The organism is Actinomyces sp. B33 (assembly GCF_028437565.1).
In the GTDB taxonomy this organism is placed as follows: domain Bacteria; phylum Actinomycetota; class Actinomycetes; order Actinomycetales; family Actinomycetaceae; genus Pauljensenia.
Genome location: NZ_JAMRYR010000005.1, coordinates 1 through 13666 on the forward strand (window position 1 = coordinate 1; position 13666 = coordinate 13666).

11 protein-coding genes are annotated in these 13666 nt (G+C 69.0%); 8 read left to right on the forward strand and 3 right to left on the reverse strand.

The genetic code is table 11. The annotated features are described in order from the left end of the window. The first annotated feature begins 1144 nt into the window (after positions 1-1144). From M3T53_RS08265 to rsmI, 7 genes are all read left to right on the forward strand, one after another. Complete coding sequence (locus M3T53_RS08265) at positions 1145-1348, forward strand: antitoxin (protein ID WP_272434044.1); 204 nt, start codon at positions 1145-1147, stop codon at positions 1346-1348. Positions 1349-2393: 1045 nt separating this feature from the next. Beyond that, entirely contained in the window at positions 2394-2951 is a 558-nt protein-coding gene (locus tag M3T53_RS08270; RefSeq protein WP_272434046.1) for an NADPH-dependent FMN reductase, read from the forward strand. Positions 2952-3753: 802 nt separating this feature from the next. Then, positions 3754-4965 (forward strand): metal ABC transporter substrate-binding protein, encoded by a 1212-nt coding sequence (locus tag M3T53_RS08275; protein ID WP_272434047.1) that lies wholly within the window; start codon positions 3754-3756, stop codon positions 4963-4965. Positions 4966-4979: 14 nt separating this feature from the next. Further along, positions 4980-5726 carry a metal ABC transporter ATP-binding protein gene (locus M3T53_RS08280; protein WP_272434048.1) on the forward strand — a complete coding sequence of 249 codons (747 nt, stop codon included), beginning with the start codon at positions 4980-4982 and terminating at the stop codon, positions 5724-5726. 2 nt (positions 5727-5728) lie between these two features. Then, complete coding sequence (locus tag M3T53_RS08285) at positions 5729-6622, forward strand: metal ABC transporter permease (protein ID WP_272434049.1); 894 nt, start codon at positions 5729-5731, stop codon at positions 6620-6622. Continuing rightward, on the forward strand, positions 6619-7470 hold the full coding sequence (locus M3T53_RS08290; protein WP_272434050.1) for a metal ABC transporter permease: 852 nt from the start codon (positions 6619-6621) through the stop codon (positions 7468-7470). Before M3T53_RS08285 ends, M3T53_RS08290 begins: the two co-directional genes overlap by 4 nt. A gap of 12 nt (positions 7471-7482) precedes the next feature. Beyond that, entirely contained in the window at positions 7483-8340 is an 858-nt protein-coding gene (rsmI, locus tag M3T53_RS08295) for a 16S rRNA (cytidine(1402)-2'-O)-methyltransferase (RefSeq protein ID WP_272434051.1), read from the forward strand. A 215-nt stretch (positions 8341-8555) separates the two neighbouring features. Here rsmI and M3T53_RS08300 read toward each other — a convergent pair whose 3' ends face one another. Further along, on the reverse strand, positions 8556-9131 hold the full coding sequence (locus M3T53_RS08300; protein ID WP_272434052.1) for an isochorismatase family protein: 576 nt from the start codon (positions 9129-9131) through the stop codon (positions 8556-8558). 193 nt (positions 9132-9324) lie between these two features. Between M3T53_RS08300 and metG the strand changes: the two genes are divergently transcribed. Next, positions 9325-11166, forward strand: coding sequence for a methionine--tRNA ligase (gene metG / locus M3T53_RS08305; protein ID WP_272434053.1), 1842 nt, complete (start codon positions 9325-9327; stop codon positions 11164-11166). A 142-nt stretch (positions 11167-11308) separates the two neighbouring features. On the opposite strand, the gene M3T53_RS08310 is transcribed toward metG, so the two are convergent. Next, complete coding sequence (locus M3T53_RS08310) at positions 11309-11893, reverse strand: hypothetical protein (protein ID WP_272434054.1); 585 nt, start codon at positions 11891-11893, stop codon at positions 11309-11311. Positions 11894-11899: 6 nt separating this feature from the next. After that, positions 11900-13534, reverse strand: a complete 1635-nt coding sequence (locus tag M3T53_RS08315) for a PspC domain-containing protein (RefSeq protein ID WP_272434055.1) — start codon at positions 13532-13534, stop codon at positions 11900-11902. Between the last annotated feature and the right edge of the window lie 132 nt (positions 13535-13666).

Sequence of the window (13666 nt, forward strand, 5' to 3'; positions counted from 1 at the left end):
TGGCGAATTGCGGCCCTGCGAGTTCCCGGTCGGTTATGCGACCGGTCTGGACCGCACGATGACGGACGGGCCTCCCAATCATCGACGGTGTCCGCCCGCGCGCAAGCACCGCCCGATCTGGATCGTACGATGGTGGACTGGACGCTGGCGTGGCGTCCCCGCCCGCGCGCGAACAACGTGGTCTAGACAACACAGTCCAGAAAGCCACAACGGCAAAGCCATCCGACAGCGCCTACCCGCGCGTACGGGGTCTGGACCAATCGGCGACCACGCCCACGAGCGGGCCCCGTGTGTTCGTGCGTGTGGGGTTTGGCTGAGGCCTCCGCCGACCCCGCCCACGAGCGGACCCACCTGCCCGCGCGTACGGGGATTGGACCAATCGGCGACCACGCCCACGAGCGGGCCCCGTGTGTTCGTGCGTGTGGGGTTTGGCTGACCCCTGTGCTTCCCCACGTCCGCCAAGCCCCACAGGGCAAGCACATACGCACATGATCGGTTAGCCGCTTCGCAATTTCCCCCGAAAACGAAAAAACCAGCGCGCATACCCGAGGAAACGTTCGTTTTCGAAGGAAAACGTAGGGACGGAGCGTGATGCGGACGAGAGGGAGGGCGTGATAGGGACCAAGAGGCAAGGCCCCACCTACAACGGGAACGAACACCCCGACCACCAACCCAACACACCAGGGACAGCCAATCACCCCAAGACGCCAACACCAGCATCAACACCAGCATCAACACCCGGCAATACAAACACCCCTACCCACAAGAACACCGCACGGGCATGCGATGACACACGAACGTGTTCAAGGCCGGAAACGTCTTGAACAGGCTGATCAGTTTTTCGGCCCGCTAAATTCACCTCCTTCCCACCTGGACACACTCCATCTGCGAGTTCCCGGTCGCGCGAGCGTCGCCCGGTCTGGGTTGCACGATGATGGGCGGGTCTCCCAATCATCGGCGGTGTCGGGTTGTTGGGGATGCGTGATCGCAGTGCCGTTCCGTTCTGCTGTTCCAACACTTCCTCAAAACAGGCACGGATGCGGGCCCCATGGCCGCTTCGCGGCGATCGAATGCAGCGCGCGTTGTCTTCTCAGCTCGACGGTTACCATGAAGAGGACCACAACACCGTTGGAAAGGGCGGCTCATGGGAATCGATGACATCAAGAACCAGACTGAAGGAATCCGGGCGAAGGCCGAGGATCTCGTGCGAACGACGCTCGCCGATGAGGCGAAATCCGATGAGCTGCTCGACCAAGCGTCCAAAGCCGTGAAGAAAGCAACGGGAGGGCGTTTCGACTCCACGGTCGATACCGCCCGTGACGCCGTCGATGAACGCGTCGGCGAATAAGACGACGACATGCGCAACGACTGAATACCAATCGGATACGCAGGTGTGGGCCACCCAAACGGGCGGCCCACACCCCCTTGCTGGAAAACGCCTTGAGCGGGCTTGCGACAGGAAGCGCCGCAAGAAAGTTCTCTTCTAATACTGGGGTTCGGCGCCCACCCATTGAAGCCACTTCTTTCGCCTGCACCCGCGGTTCGATTCATCACGCACGCGCGGTTCGACCCGGACTCGCTCGCCTCAATTCGAGACTCCTGGCGACTGCATGCCCTGCTATGTCCCGCCGATGCTTCCTGCGACCTGCGTCCGCGCTGTTCCACTCCCCGCCCGTGCGTACGTGGTCGGGTGACGCTTCGCTTCCCCGGAAAACGAAAAAACCAGCGCGCATACCCGGGGAAATGTTCGTTTTCGAAGGAAAACATAGAGAAGGAGCGCGATGCGGACGAGAGTGAGGCGCGCGCGTGTTGGGTTTGGCTGAGGCCTCCGCCGACCCCCACCCACGAGCGCGCCCGCCTGCCCGCGCGTACGGGGTCTGGACCAATCGGCGGCCACGCCTCGGCCGGGCCAATGACTCCTGCCCATGCGCGTCGGGTTTGGCTGACCCCTGTGCTTCCCCACGTCCGCCAAGCCCCACAGGGCAAGCACATACACACATGATCGGTTAACCGCTTCGCAATTTCCCCCGAAAACGAAAAAACCAGCGCGCATACCCGGGGAAACGTTCGTTTTCGAAGGAAAACACAGAGAAGAAACGCGACACGGACGAAAGCGGGCGCGCGGAAAGGAATGCCAAGCCTGGTCGGCGGCGATTCAGGCCATTGGCGAGGCGCGCGCGGAAAGGGGCGCCGACCGCCGCCGGGGCGAACCGATGGGGCGCGAGAGCACGTGCGCGGGCAAGGGAGGTCGACGTCTTGTCGGTATCGAAACTGACAGGCGAGAGCACGTGCGGAGAGGGCTGTGATGGGGCGTACAGCGGTCCCTCTTGCGCGTGGGACTTCCGCCCCATAAAGTATTTGATGTTTCAATAATTTTGTTTTGAGGAGTTCACGTGATCCGTCTTGGAGTTGTTCTCGGTTCCATCCGCCCCACCCGCATCGGCGCGGATGTCGCCCAGTGGGTCGTCGACCGCGCCAATGCCGTCGAAGGGGTCGGGGCTGAGCTCGTCGATCTCGCGGCCTTCGACCTGCCGGTCTTCGCCGAGCCAGTGCCGACCGCCATGGCCGCCCCGACCGATCCCGCCGGAGCCGCGTTCAACGAGGCTGTCAAGGGCTTCGACGCCATCGTCTTCGTCACCCCGGAGTACAACCACTCGATCCCCGGTGCCTTGAAGAACGCCATCGACTTCCTCGAGCCCTCCGCCCTCGCCCACAAGGGCGTCGGCCTCGTCGGATACTCCTTCACCGGCGGAATCCGCCCCGTCGAGCACCTGCGTCAGATCCTGTCGAACTTCGAGGCCGCGGTCGTCAATGCCCAGGTCTCCCTCTCGCTCGTCACCGATTTCGAGAACATGTCCGAGTTCTCCCCGGCCGAGCATCATGCGGACGAGGTGCCGGCCATGGTCGAGGCCGTCGTTGCCCGGACGAAGGCCCTCTCCTCCCTTCGCTGATACGCCGTCCTCTTATGGCCCGCAGGGGTGCTCGGTGGTGAGTGCCCCTGCGGGTTCGGCGTATCCAGGGGCTGAACTAGGGGGTGGGTGTCGCCCGATGGGTATCCTTTCCTCCCTTCGCTGACACGCCGTCCTCTTCCGGCCCGCGGGGGCACTCGCCATTCGAGTCCTCCCGCGGGTGCGGCGTATTCAGGGGGTGAGCTTCGATGTATGGGGGGTGGGTGGGATGTTGTCCGACGGATCCCCTCTCTGCCTTTCTGACGCGCAGTTCTCTGTTTTCTTCCGATCCGCGGGGATGCTTGGGCGAGCGACTGGGGAGGTGTCGGCGAAGGTTTGTTCTCTTAAAATCCGCGGGGATGGTCGACTGCTGCGCGTGTCTTAACCGCCGCCATGATGATTCTCTTCCCGTCCGCGAGGCGCTCGAGTGTCAGTGCCTGGGGGTTCGGCGGATCCGAGGGGCTTCGGTGTCGGGAGGACGGGGCGGTCGTCGGGTCGCGTGAGGCTCTGCGAAGACTGTGCGATGGGGCGTTGTCGTCTTCTGGCCTGCGGGATGCCCGGTACCTGGATCGCGGGCCAGTCCTGAGCAGGGCGTCGTCTGCTGACCCCCGGAGGTCCTCGACCGTTGCGCGCGCCTGCGGGAGAGCCCGGATGCTGGTGAGTTCTTCGCGCAGGGCAGTGCGACCGTTGCGCGTGCCCGCGGGAGAGTCGCTTCCGGACGGCGGGTCGGACGACGACTGGTTGAAAACGATTTTCAGCAGGACTAATATTTCGGGCGTCCGAAAATCTTGAGAGAAAGATCCTTATGCGCGTCGTCAGACCATCCGCCCGCCCCAGCCGATTCCTCGTCTCCGCCACCGCAGCCCTCGCAGGGGCGGCGGTTCTCAGCGCCTGCGGCCCCGCCGGCACGGACACCGCCGCATCCAGTCAGCCGAACGAGGCGGCCGCCCCCGCCGGCGACTCCGTCAAGGTCGTCGCCACCACCACCCAGATCTGCGACTACGTCACCCAGATCGCCACCGACTCCTCCGCCGAGGCGACTCTCGCCCTCGTCAAGACCGCGGCTGATGGGACCTCCTCCACCGCGGGCGCGCCCGCCGACTCCGCGCAGTCCACCATCGAGCTCACCTGCCTCCTGGCGCCCAACGCCTCGGCCCACGAGCACGAGATGACCCCCCAGCAGACCAAGGCCCTCTCCCAGGCCGACATCATGCTCGTCAACGGCGTCGACCTCGAGCACTTCCTCGACGACGCCATCGAATCCTCCGGCTTCCACGGGATCATGGGCGTGACGACCGGCGTCCTGTCGAGCGCCGACATCGACGATCTCGACAAGGTCCTCGCCTCCGAGAAGAACCTCTCCTACACCGTCGACCGCGGAGCCGCCAAGGTCGAGGTCGCCGAATGGCCCTTCCCGCCCGAGGACGGCGAGGAGGCGGAATTCCGCTTCGACCCGCACGTATGGACCAGCCCCAAGAACGCCGCCATCCAGGTCGCCAATATCGGAGACGTCCTCGCCAAGGCCTCCCCCGACAACGCCCAGCTCTTCAACTCCCACGTGGAGAAGTACCAGCAGCAGCTCGCCGACCTCGACCAGTGGGCGCAGGAATCCCTCTCCTCGATTCCCGATGAGCACCGCGTCCTGTTCACCTCGCACGACGCCTTCGGCTACTTCTCGAAGAGCTACGGCATCGAATTCATCGGCGCCGCCCTCTCGGACTTCTCCGAGCAGCAGGACGCCACCGCCGCCCACATCGCCGAAGCCGCCGAGCAGGTCAAGGCCTCGGGCGCGACCGCCCTCTTCGCGGAGAACTCCAACAACTCCAAGTCCATCGAGGCCATTGCCAAGGCCGCCGGCGTCACCGCCGTCATCGGCGACGACGCCCTCTACGGCGACTCGCTCGGCCCGGACGGAACCGAGGGCGAGACCTACGTCGGCTCTATCATTCACAATGTGACGACCCTCGTCACCGCCTGGCAGGGGCAGCTCGCGCCGCTCCCCTCCTCGCTCAACTGAAAGACGACCCATCGATGACCCCCATCCTCCGCTTCGATCGCGCCGATCTTGGCTACGGGCGAACGCCCGTTCTCACCGGCGTCACCGCATCGCTCGAAGCCGGCCAGGCCCTCGCCCTCATCGGACCCAACGGATCCGGGAAGACGACGCTCCTGCGCTCGATCCTCGGCGACGCCGCCGTTCTCGGCGGCTCAGTCGAAGCGGAGGCGGGGGTCATCGGATACGTCCCCCAATCCGCCGACCTCGACCTCGAATTCCCCGTCACCGCCCGCGAAGTCGTCACCATGGGCGTCTACGGGGAACTCGGGTGGTTCCGGCGCCCCCATCGCGGGCATCGCCGCGCGGTCGCCGACGCCCTCGAACGCGTCGGCATGGAGGACCGCGCCGGCCAACGATTCGGACGCCTGTCGGGCGGCCAGCGCCAACGCATTCTCCTGGCTCGGGCGCTGGTCGCCCGCCCTCGTCTCGTCCTCCTCGACGAGCCCTTCAACGGCCTCGACCAGCCCAACCGCGACGCCCTCCTCGACATCATCACCCAGATGAAGGCCGACGGCGTCGGCGTCATCGCCTCCACCCACGACCTGTCCCTGGCCCGGCGCACCTGCGACCTCGCCCTCCTCCTCGCCGGGCGCCAGATCGCCTTCGGCCCCCTCGACCGCGTGCTCGACCCGGATCTACTCGCCGCCGCCTACGGGGGAGAACCCGATGCCGTCATCGAGGCGACCGCCGGCCAGCGCCGCCTGCGCGTCGTCGGCCAATGACCATGACCAGCGCGATCTCATGGGCGATCTCGGCCCTCGCCGACGCCATCGCCCCCCTGCCGGTCATCGGGGACGCCCTCGGCGCGCCCTACATGATCCGGCCCCTCCTCCTCCTGACCGTCCTCGGCTTCGTCGCCGGCCCCGTCTCCACCGTCGTCAACCTCCGCCGCCTCGAGTTCAACGCCGAGGCCATGGTCCACTCCGTGTTCCCCGGCATCGTCGTCGGCGCCATCGTCGGCGGGACCGACATGATCGTCCCGGGCGCCGCGCTCGCGGCCGTCCTCGTCACCATCGCCCTGACCGCCGCCAGCCGCCGCGCCGCCGTCTCCGAGGGAGCCGCGGCCGTCATCCTGACGACCTTCTTCTCCGCCGGCATCATCATCTCCCTGAAGAAGGGCGACATGTCCGGCCAGCTCGAGGCCCTGATGTTCGGCCGACTCCTCGAGATCACCGACCACCGGCTCGCCCAGTCCCTCCTCGTGTGCCTCGTCGCCCTCGTCCTCATCGCGGTGACCTGGAAGGAGCAGGTCTTCGTCGCCCACGACCGCGCCGGCGCCGGCGCCGCCGGGATCAGCCTCCTCACCGTCGACATCATCATCAACATCTGCATCGGGGCGATCGTCGTCGCCGCCTCCAGCGCCGTCGGCGTCCTCCTCGTCGTCGGATTCCTCATCGTCCCCGGGGCCGCCGCCCGCCTCCTGGCATCGACCAGCCGCGTCATGGCGATCGGGGCAGCAGTCGCCGGCATCACCGGAGGATGGGCGGGGATCGCCCTCATGCTCGCCCCCACCCCCCGCCCCGTCTCCCCCCAGGCTGCCGTCGCCCTGTGCGTCCTCGCCGTCTTCGGGGCCTGCCTCATCGCCTCGCGGATCCGGACACCGGGAGGGGCCCGATGACCGGCCTGTGGCAGATCCTCGCGCTCCCCGGACTCGAAGTCGTCCTCGTCGGCGCCCTCGCCGGCCTCGTCGGAGTTCTCGCCGTCCTCGACCAGCGCGTCTTCTTCGCCGAATCCGTCACCCACGGAGCCTTCCCCGGAGCCGTCCTCGGCGTCGTCATCGGCGCTGCCGTCGGGCTCGACCACCGCCAGCTCTCCCTCGTGCTCTTCGTCGGGGCCTTCCTCATGTGCCTGCCGCTGGCCTGGCTCATGCGCGCCCTCGCCGCCCGCCCGGGCATCTCCTCCCAGGCCGCCGCCGGCGTCGTCCTCACCCTCGGATTCGCCCTCGGGTACTTCCTCGCCACGTGGTTCGCGCCCCTGCCGATCCAGGTCTCCGGATTCCTCACCGGCTCCGTCCTGACCGTCAACGCCGTCGACGCGGGCGCCGCCGGACTGTGCCTCGTGGGAGCCCTGGTCCTCGCCGCCGCCCGCGGGCGCCGCCTTCTCCTCCACTGCTTCGACCCCAGCGCCCAGGGCCCCCGCGCCCGGCGCCGCCACGAGGCGACGATCCTCCTCGTCATCCTCATCACCGTCGTCGTCCTCATCCCCGCCGTCGGCACCGTCCTGTCGATCGCCCTCATCGCCGCGCCCGCCGTCGGCCTCAAAGGACTCGTTCCCTCGCTGCGGGCCTACGTCATCGCCGCGCCCGCCTGCGGCGCCCTGATCTCCACCACGGGACTCGGCATCGCCGTCGCCGCCGACCTGTCCGCCGGAGGATCCATCGCCGTCGCCGCCGGAGTCTTCTGCCTCGCCTGCCTCGGCATCGCCCGCATGCGCGCCGCCGACATGACGAGCGGACCGCGCCGATGAGACGATGAGACGGTGGCCCACGACATCCGCGCCCTCGATCCAGGAGCCGTCACCCTGGCGGCGACCCCCATCGGCGACTCCGCCGACGCCTCCGCCCGCTTCATCGCCGCGCTCGCGCAGGCCGATGTCATCGCCGCGGAGGACACCCGCCGCCTCCTCGCCCTCGCCTCGCGCCTCGACGTGACCCCCTCCGGGCGCCTCCTCGCCCTCCACGACCATAACGAGGCCGACCGCGCCTCCCGCCTCGTCGACGAGGCCGAACGCGGGGGCCGGGTCCTCCTCGTCTCCGACGCCGGGATGCCGACCGTCTCCGACCCCGGGTACCGGGTCGTCCGCGAGGCCGTCGTCCGAGGCGTCCCCGTCACCTCCATTCCCGGCCCCTCGGCGGCCCTGGCCGCCCTGGCCGTCTCCGGGCTGCCCTCCGACCGCTTCAGCTTCGAAGGATTCCTCCCGCGCAAGGACGGCGAGGCCCGGCGGGCCCTCGATGCCCTGGCCCGCGACCCGCGCACGATGATCTTCTTCGAGTCGCCCAAGCGCCTCCACGAGACCCTCGAGCGCATGGCCGGAGCGTTCGGGCCCGACCGGCGGGCCGTCGTGTGCCGGGAGCTGACGAAGACCCACGAGGAGGTCCTGCGCGGGACCCTCGCTGACCTCGTCGCGGCCACGGCCGACGGCGTCCTCGGGGAGATCACCGTCGTCGTCGCCGGATGGCGGGGGACGCGGGACCCCGCCGATCACGTCGACGCGGTCCTCGCCCTGGCGGACGAGGGGATGCGGCTCAAGGACGCGGCCGCCGACGTCGCCCGAGCCACGGGGCTGCGCACCAACGACCTGTACGCGGCCGTCCTCGCCCGCCGGGCGGGCGGCTGACCCGGCCCGCCTCGACACGAGGGCCGCCGGCCGAGGGACCGGCCATACGTGGTGGGAGACTCGCGGACACTCGTACTTCCGACTCCCGTCCGACGTGGATGGGCTCGCGGGCGCGATCTACGAGCAGGGCACGGTCCCCGAGGCGGCGAGCGAGGAGCAGGAGGATCGTGGGCGAGGACGCCGAGACGGCGGCGCCCCAGGCGCAGGACGGGCCGTCAGAAGACGAGGAGCGAATCGATCTGCTCGACGCCCGCGGCATCGAGGCGCTCGGTCGCCCTCACCGCGGTCTCGGCCGAGACCGGCTCGGTCAGATCCGACAGGATCCTCGCGGAAAAGCCCAGGCGCTGGGCGTCCAACGCCGTCTCGCACACGCAGTGCGACTGGGCGAGGCCGCAGATGTCGACGGAGTCCACCCCCGCCTCGGACAACACGTCCGCCAACGGGCGCCCCTCCTCGTCGACCCCCTCGAAGCCCGAGTAGGCCGCCGAGTAGAGTCCCTTCTTCGTCGAGACGTCGGCGTTCACGCCCGCCAGAGCCGGATGGAGCTCGGCCTGCGCCGTCCCCGCGACCCCATGGGGAGGCCACGTGTCGACGAAATCCGGGGTCTGGGAGAAATGAGAGCCCGGGTCGATGTGCCAATCCTGAGTCGTCGCGATGAGGGCGTAGTCGTCGCGGTGCTCCTCGACGAACTCCGCGATCCTCTCGGCGCAGGCGTCGCCCCCTTCGATCGGCAGCGCTCCGCCCTCGCAGAATGTCGGCTGCACGTCGACGATGATGAGCGCGCGGGACATACGGACTCCTTCCCTCGGCGATGCGACGCCTCCACCGTATCCGAGGCGGCTGGGCGCCGACGGACGAACGGCGGGCACGGGGCTGGGGGCGACGAGCGGAGTGCCGGTGGGCGCCGGGCCGGCGGGGGCGAACGAGGGGGGAAGGGGCCGATCGCTTCGACTCGGGCAGGGCGAATGACTAGGCTGGGCCACCATGAGTCGCATTCTGTCTGCCGTCGCCTGGCCCTACGCCAACGGCCCCCGCCATATCGGTCACGTCGCCGGCTTCGGCGTCCCCTCGGACGTCTTCTCCCGGTACATGCGCATGGCCGGCCACGACGTCCTCATGGTCTCGGGCACCGACGAGCACGGCACCCCGATCCTCGTCGCCGCCGACGCCGAGGGCATCAGCGCCCGCGAGCTCGCCGACCGCAACAACCGGCTCATCGTCGAGGACCTCGTCGCCCTGGGCCTGTCCTACGACCTGTTCACCCGGACGACCGCGGGCAACCACTACCGCGTCGTCCAGGACATGTTCCGCATCGTGCGGGACAACGGCTACATGCTCGAACAGGTGACGCGCTCGGCGATCTCGCCGTCGACGGGGCGCACCCTGCCCGACCGCTACATCGAGGGCGAGTGCCCGATCTGCCACACCCCCGGGGCCCGCGGCGACCAGTGCGACGCCTGCGGCAACCAGCTCGATCCCACCGACCTCATCGACCCCAGGTCGCGCATCAACGGGGAGACCCCCGAGTTCGTCGAGTCCACCCACTACTTCCTCGACCTGCCGGCCCTGGCCGCGGCCCTGTCGGAATGGCTCGACGACCGCGAGGCCTCGGGCTCGTGGCGGCCCAACGTCATCAAGTTCTCCAAGAACTTCCTCCAGGACATCCGTCCGCGCGCGATGACCCGCGACATCGACTGGGGGATCCCCGTGCCCGGCTGGGAGGACCAGCCCGGCAAGCGCCTGTACGTCTGGTTCGACGCCGTCATCGGCTACCTGTCGGCCTCGATCGAATGGGCGCGCCGCACCGGCGACCCCGAGGCGTGGCGACGGTGGTGGAACGACCCGCAGGCCCTGTCCTACTACTTCATGGGCAAGGACAACATCGTCTTCCACTCGCAGATCTGGCCCGCCGAGATGCTCGGCTACAACGGGCAGGGGGACAGGGGAGGCGCCCACGGCGACCTCGGGGTCCTCGGACTGCCGACCGAGGTCGTCTCCAGCGAGTTCTTGACGATGGAGGGCAAGAAGTTCTCCTCGTCCCACGGCATCGTCATCTACGTGCGCGACTTCCTCGCCCGCTACCAGGCCGACGCCCTGCGCTACTTCATCTGCGCCGCCGGCCCGGAGACGTCCGACGCAGACTTCACGTGGGCCGAGTTCGTGCGCCGCACGAATGGCGAGCTCGTCGCCGGCTGGGGCAACCTCGTCAACCGGACCGCCTCGATGATCGCGAAGAACTTCGGTCAGATCCCGGCTCCCGAAGCCCTGGAGGACGTGGACCGCGCCCTTCTCGACGAGATCGGCGCCGGATTCGACACGGTCGGCGGCCTGATCCGCCGGCATCGGCAGAAGGCGGCCCTCGCCGAGGCGATGCGCCTGGTCGCGGAGGCCAACAAGTACGTGGCCGACACCGAGCCCTTCAAGCTCAAGGCTCCCGAGCAGCGCGGGAGGCTGGGGACCGTCCTGCACACGCTCGCCCAGGCCGTCGCCGACCTCAATCTCATGCTCTCGCCGTTCCTGCCGCACGCCGCCAACGACGTCGACCGGGTCATGGGCGGCGAGGGCGCGGTCGCCCCGATGCCGCGCATCGAGGAGGTCGTCGAACTCGACCCGCAGATCCTCCCCGACGACTTCGCCGGACGCGCCGGCTATCCGGTCATCACCGGCGACTACACGCGGACCCCCCGGTGGCGCCGGCACGAGATCGCGGTGGGAACGCCGATCTCCAAGCCCACCCCGGTCTTCGTCAAGCTCGACGAGTCGATCGTCGACGAGGAGTTGGCGCGCTACGCCCAGTGCGCGCCGGACGACGTCACGGGCGCCTGACTCGTCGTGCGGGCGGCGCACTGACAGAGCGGTCCGTCGTCCACGAAAGAGGGGGGCGGCCTCCGGAACCGGAGACCGCCCCCCTCCGCTGCGTCCAGCCGTTCGTTTCGGGGGCTGATCGGGCTGGACGGGTCCGGGGGCCTCAGCCCGCGCGGGGCGCTGACCCGGCCGTGTCGCGAGTGGAGGGCCCGCGTCCGACGAAGAGCGCCGAGACGACCAGTCCGAGGCCGAGGAGCCCGATCAGGCCGATGAGGAGCATCGGGATGTTGATATTGCGGATGATGGCGAGGGCGATGAGGAATACCCCGGTCAGGCAGACGACGCCCGCCCAGATCAGTTGGCCGACGCGAACCCCGCGAGCGGGAGCCTCGTCGAGGACTGCGACGGAGTCCGCTGCGGTCCAGACCTTCGAGTCGCCGGGCTCATCGGCTGGATCTGCCGCCACATGCGCGGACGGTTGAGCCGGGTCCTGCGCAGAACGAAACGTGGCTCCCTCAACGGGGGGCGCAGCGGGTCTCTCGTCGGTGGCGGGCTGCTCCTCCTGCGCCGCGCGATCATCCGAGGATCCGGTGTCGACGTCGGGGCCGGTGATCGGATCGGCCGGGAGCATCGTCGTCTCAGCGGTCGCCTCGGGGACATCGGAGTCGAGGGGGAGGGAGGTCGTCGGCGCCTCCGGGACGACGGGCATCGGGGTCGTCGGGGTGTCGTGGTTTTCAGTGCTCATCATGGTGCCTTACTGCTGGCCCGCCGGTGACGGGGCGATGGCTGAGGATTGCGCGTCCGACTGCGGTGCGGTGGCCGGGGGAGTGGCGGAGGGGGAGGCGTCCGATTGGCCCTGCGGGTCGGACGGCGTCTCGAACCTGTCCAGAGGCGAGGTCTCGGTGAAGGCGAGCTCGTCGATGAGGGCGTCGGAGTCGATGACGATGGTGAAGCCGCGCCCGGCCTGCCATCCGCGAGTCTGCGCGGTGATCGTCCCGCGGTCGTCGTCCGCGCTCAGAGCGCAGTCCTTGAGGCCGGAGAGCCAGTCCGGGGTCCGGGCCGGGTCGAGGTAGGAGCCCTTCGCGGACATCAGCTCGCCCTCGCACAGGATCCGCACCTGCTGGTCGGAGCGGGCTGTGATGTCGAGGAGGCTCCACACCTCCGAGGTGACGCGGATCGTCGAGGAGGTGCCGACGGGGGCCTGCGACAGGTCGAGGACCGCCGACCCGGAAGCGTTGATGCCGTCGATCACCGAGTCCTCCCAGGTGAAGACCCTGGGAGTGGGGAGCAGGAGCGCGGACGGCGTCTCGTACTCCTCCTCCTGCCAGGCCGCCCCGATGAGGGCGACGGGCGCGGCGAGGAGCATCCCGATGATCGTCATCGAGACGATCCAGGCGGCGGCTCGGTCGCGCAGTGAGGCGACGGCAAGGGCGATGCCGACGATCAGCAGGCACGCGCCCGCCCCGATCAATCCGATCCTGGTCGCGTAGCCGTCGTTCTGGGCGAGAACCCAGTCGTACATCGCGTAGAAGGTCGCCGCCATCGTCAAGAACACGAGGCCGCTGACGATGAGGTTCGCACGCAGGCCGACCGTCCGCGGACGGGGCACGGGGGGAGGGGTCCACACGGGGGCCACGGTCGGCGCCGGGTTCGGGGGCCAGGGAGGCGTCGACCGTGGTGCGGCGTAGGGTGCGGGTCCGCCGTGGGCGCCTGCTTGCCACGTCGGGGACGGCGCGCCCTGAGGCGCGGAGAAAGGCGCGCGCGGCGCCTGCCACGGGGAGTTCTGCGGCGGCGGGAACGAGGAGGGCGCGGAGGCCGGGTCGTGAGCCCCGGGACCACCCGGAGTAGGCCCTCCCGGATGCGCGGGGGGATGAGGCGTGCCTGCCGGGGGCCGGCCTCCCGGTGTCGGCTTCGCCGATCCGATGAGGACGATGAACACAACGATTCCGATGAGGGCGCACAGCAGTCCCCAGATCACCCCCCTGCGAGAGCCGAGGACGAACGACACGGGGAATTCGCCTCCCATCCCGAGGAGGATCGCGGCGAATCCGCCGAGGACGGCGATGTCGAAGCGTCCGGAGACGAGTTCGTCGAGGTGGATCCTCCCGTCTCGCTGCTCGGGCAGGAGCAGCCACGCGGCGCCGTAGACGGCGAGGAGGAACGGGGCGAAGAACATGGCGATCGCGGTGATCCCGCGGACGAGCAGAGGATCCCATCCCCAGCGGGCGGCGATGCCCGAGCAGACGCCGCCGATGATCCTCGGTTCGGCCCGGAACCATCCGGACCAGCGGATCGACTCGAAGAACCGTCGATCGCCGCCCGAACGCGGGGGCTGTTGGGGGCCGGGGCCGGGCGGGCGGGGGCCTCCGGGCGGTGGGGTCGGCATCATGAGATCGCCTCCTGGTGTTGTAGGATCATGGGATAACTGTCTCCCACGAGTGCGGGTCGGCGTCATTGGGTGAAGCCCTGAACGGTCCCTGATTCCCCGTGTCCGGACGGATCCCGGTCCCTCGTTGATGCG

What these genes read in the sequence shown, in the direction of transcription:
- M3T53_RS08265 (WP_272434044.1), top strand. Translation starts at nt 1,145, where the DNA reads ATGGGAATCGATGACATCAAGAACCAGACTGAAGGAATCCGGGCGAAG.
- M3T53_RS08275 (WP_272434047.1), top strand. Translation starts at nt 3,754, where the DNA reads ATGCGCGTCGTCAGACCATCCGCCCGCCCCAGCCGATTCCTCGTCTCC.
- M3T53_RS08280 (WP_272434048.1), top strand. Translation starts at nt 4,980, where the DNA reads ATGACCCCCATCCTCCGCTTCGATCGCGCCGATCTTGGCTACGGGCGA.
- M3T53_RS08285 (WP_272434049.1), top strand. Translation starts at nt 5,729, where the DNA reads ATGACCAGCGCGATCTCATGGGCGATCTCGGCCCTCGCCGACGCCATC.
- M3T53_RS08290 (WP_272434050.1), top strand. Translation starts at nt 6,619, where the DNA reads ATGACCGGCCTGTGGCAGATCCTCGCGCTCCCCGGACTCGAAGTCGTC.
- M3T53_RS08300 (WP_272434052.1), bottom strand. Translation starts at nt 9,131, where the DNA reads ATGTCCCGCGCGCTCATCATCGTCGACGTGCAGCCGACATTCTGCGAG.
- metG (WP_272434053.1), top strand. Translation starts at nt 9,325, where the DNA reads ATGAGTCGCATTCTGTCTGCCGTCGCCTGGCCCTACGCCAACGGCCCC.
- M3T53_RS08310 (WP_272434054.1), bottom strand. Translation starts at nt 11,893, where the DNA reads ATGATGAGCACTGAAAACCACGACACCCCGACGACCCCGATGCCCGTC.
- M3T53_RS08315 (WP_272434055.1), bottom strand. Translation starts at nt 13,534, where the DNA reads ATGATGCCGACCCCACCGCCCGGAGGCCCCCGCCCGCCCGGCCCCGGC.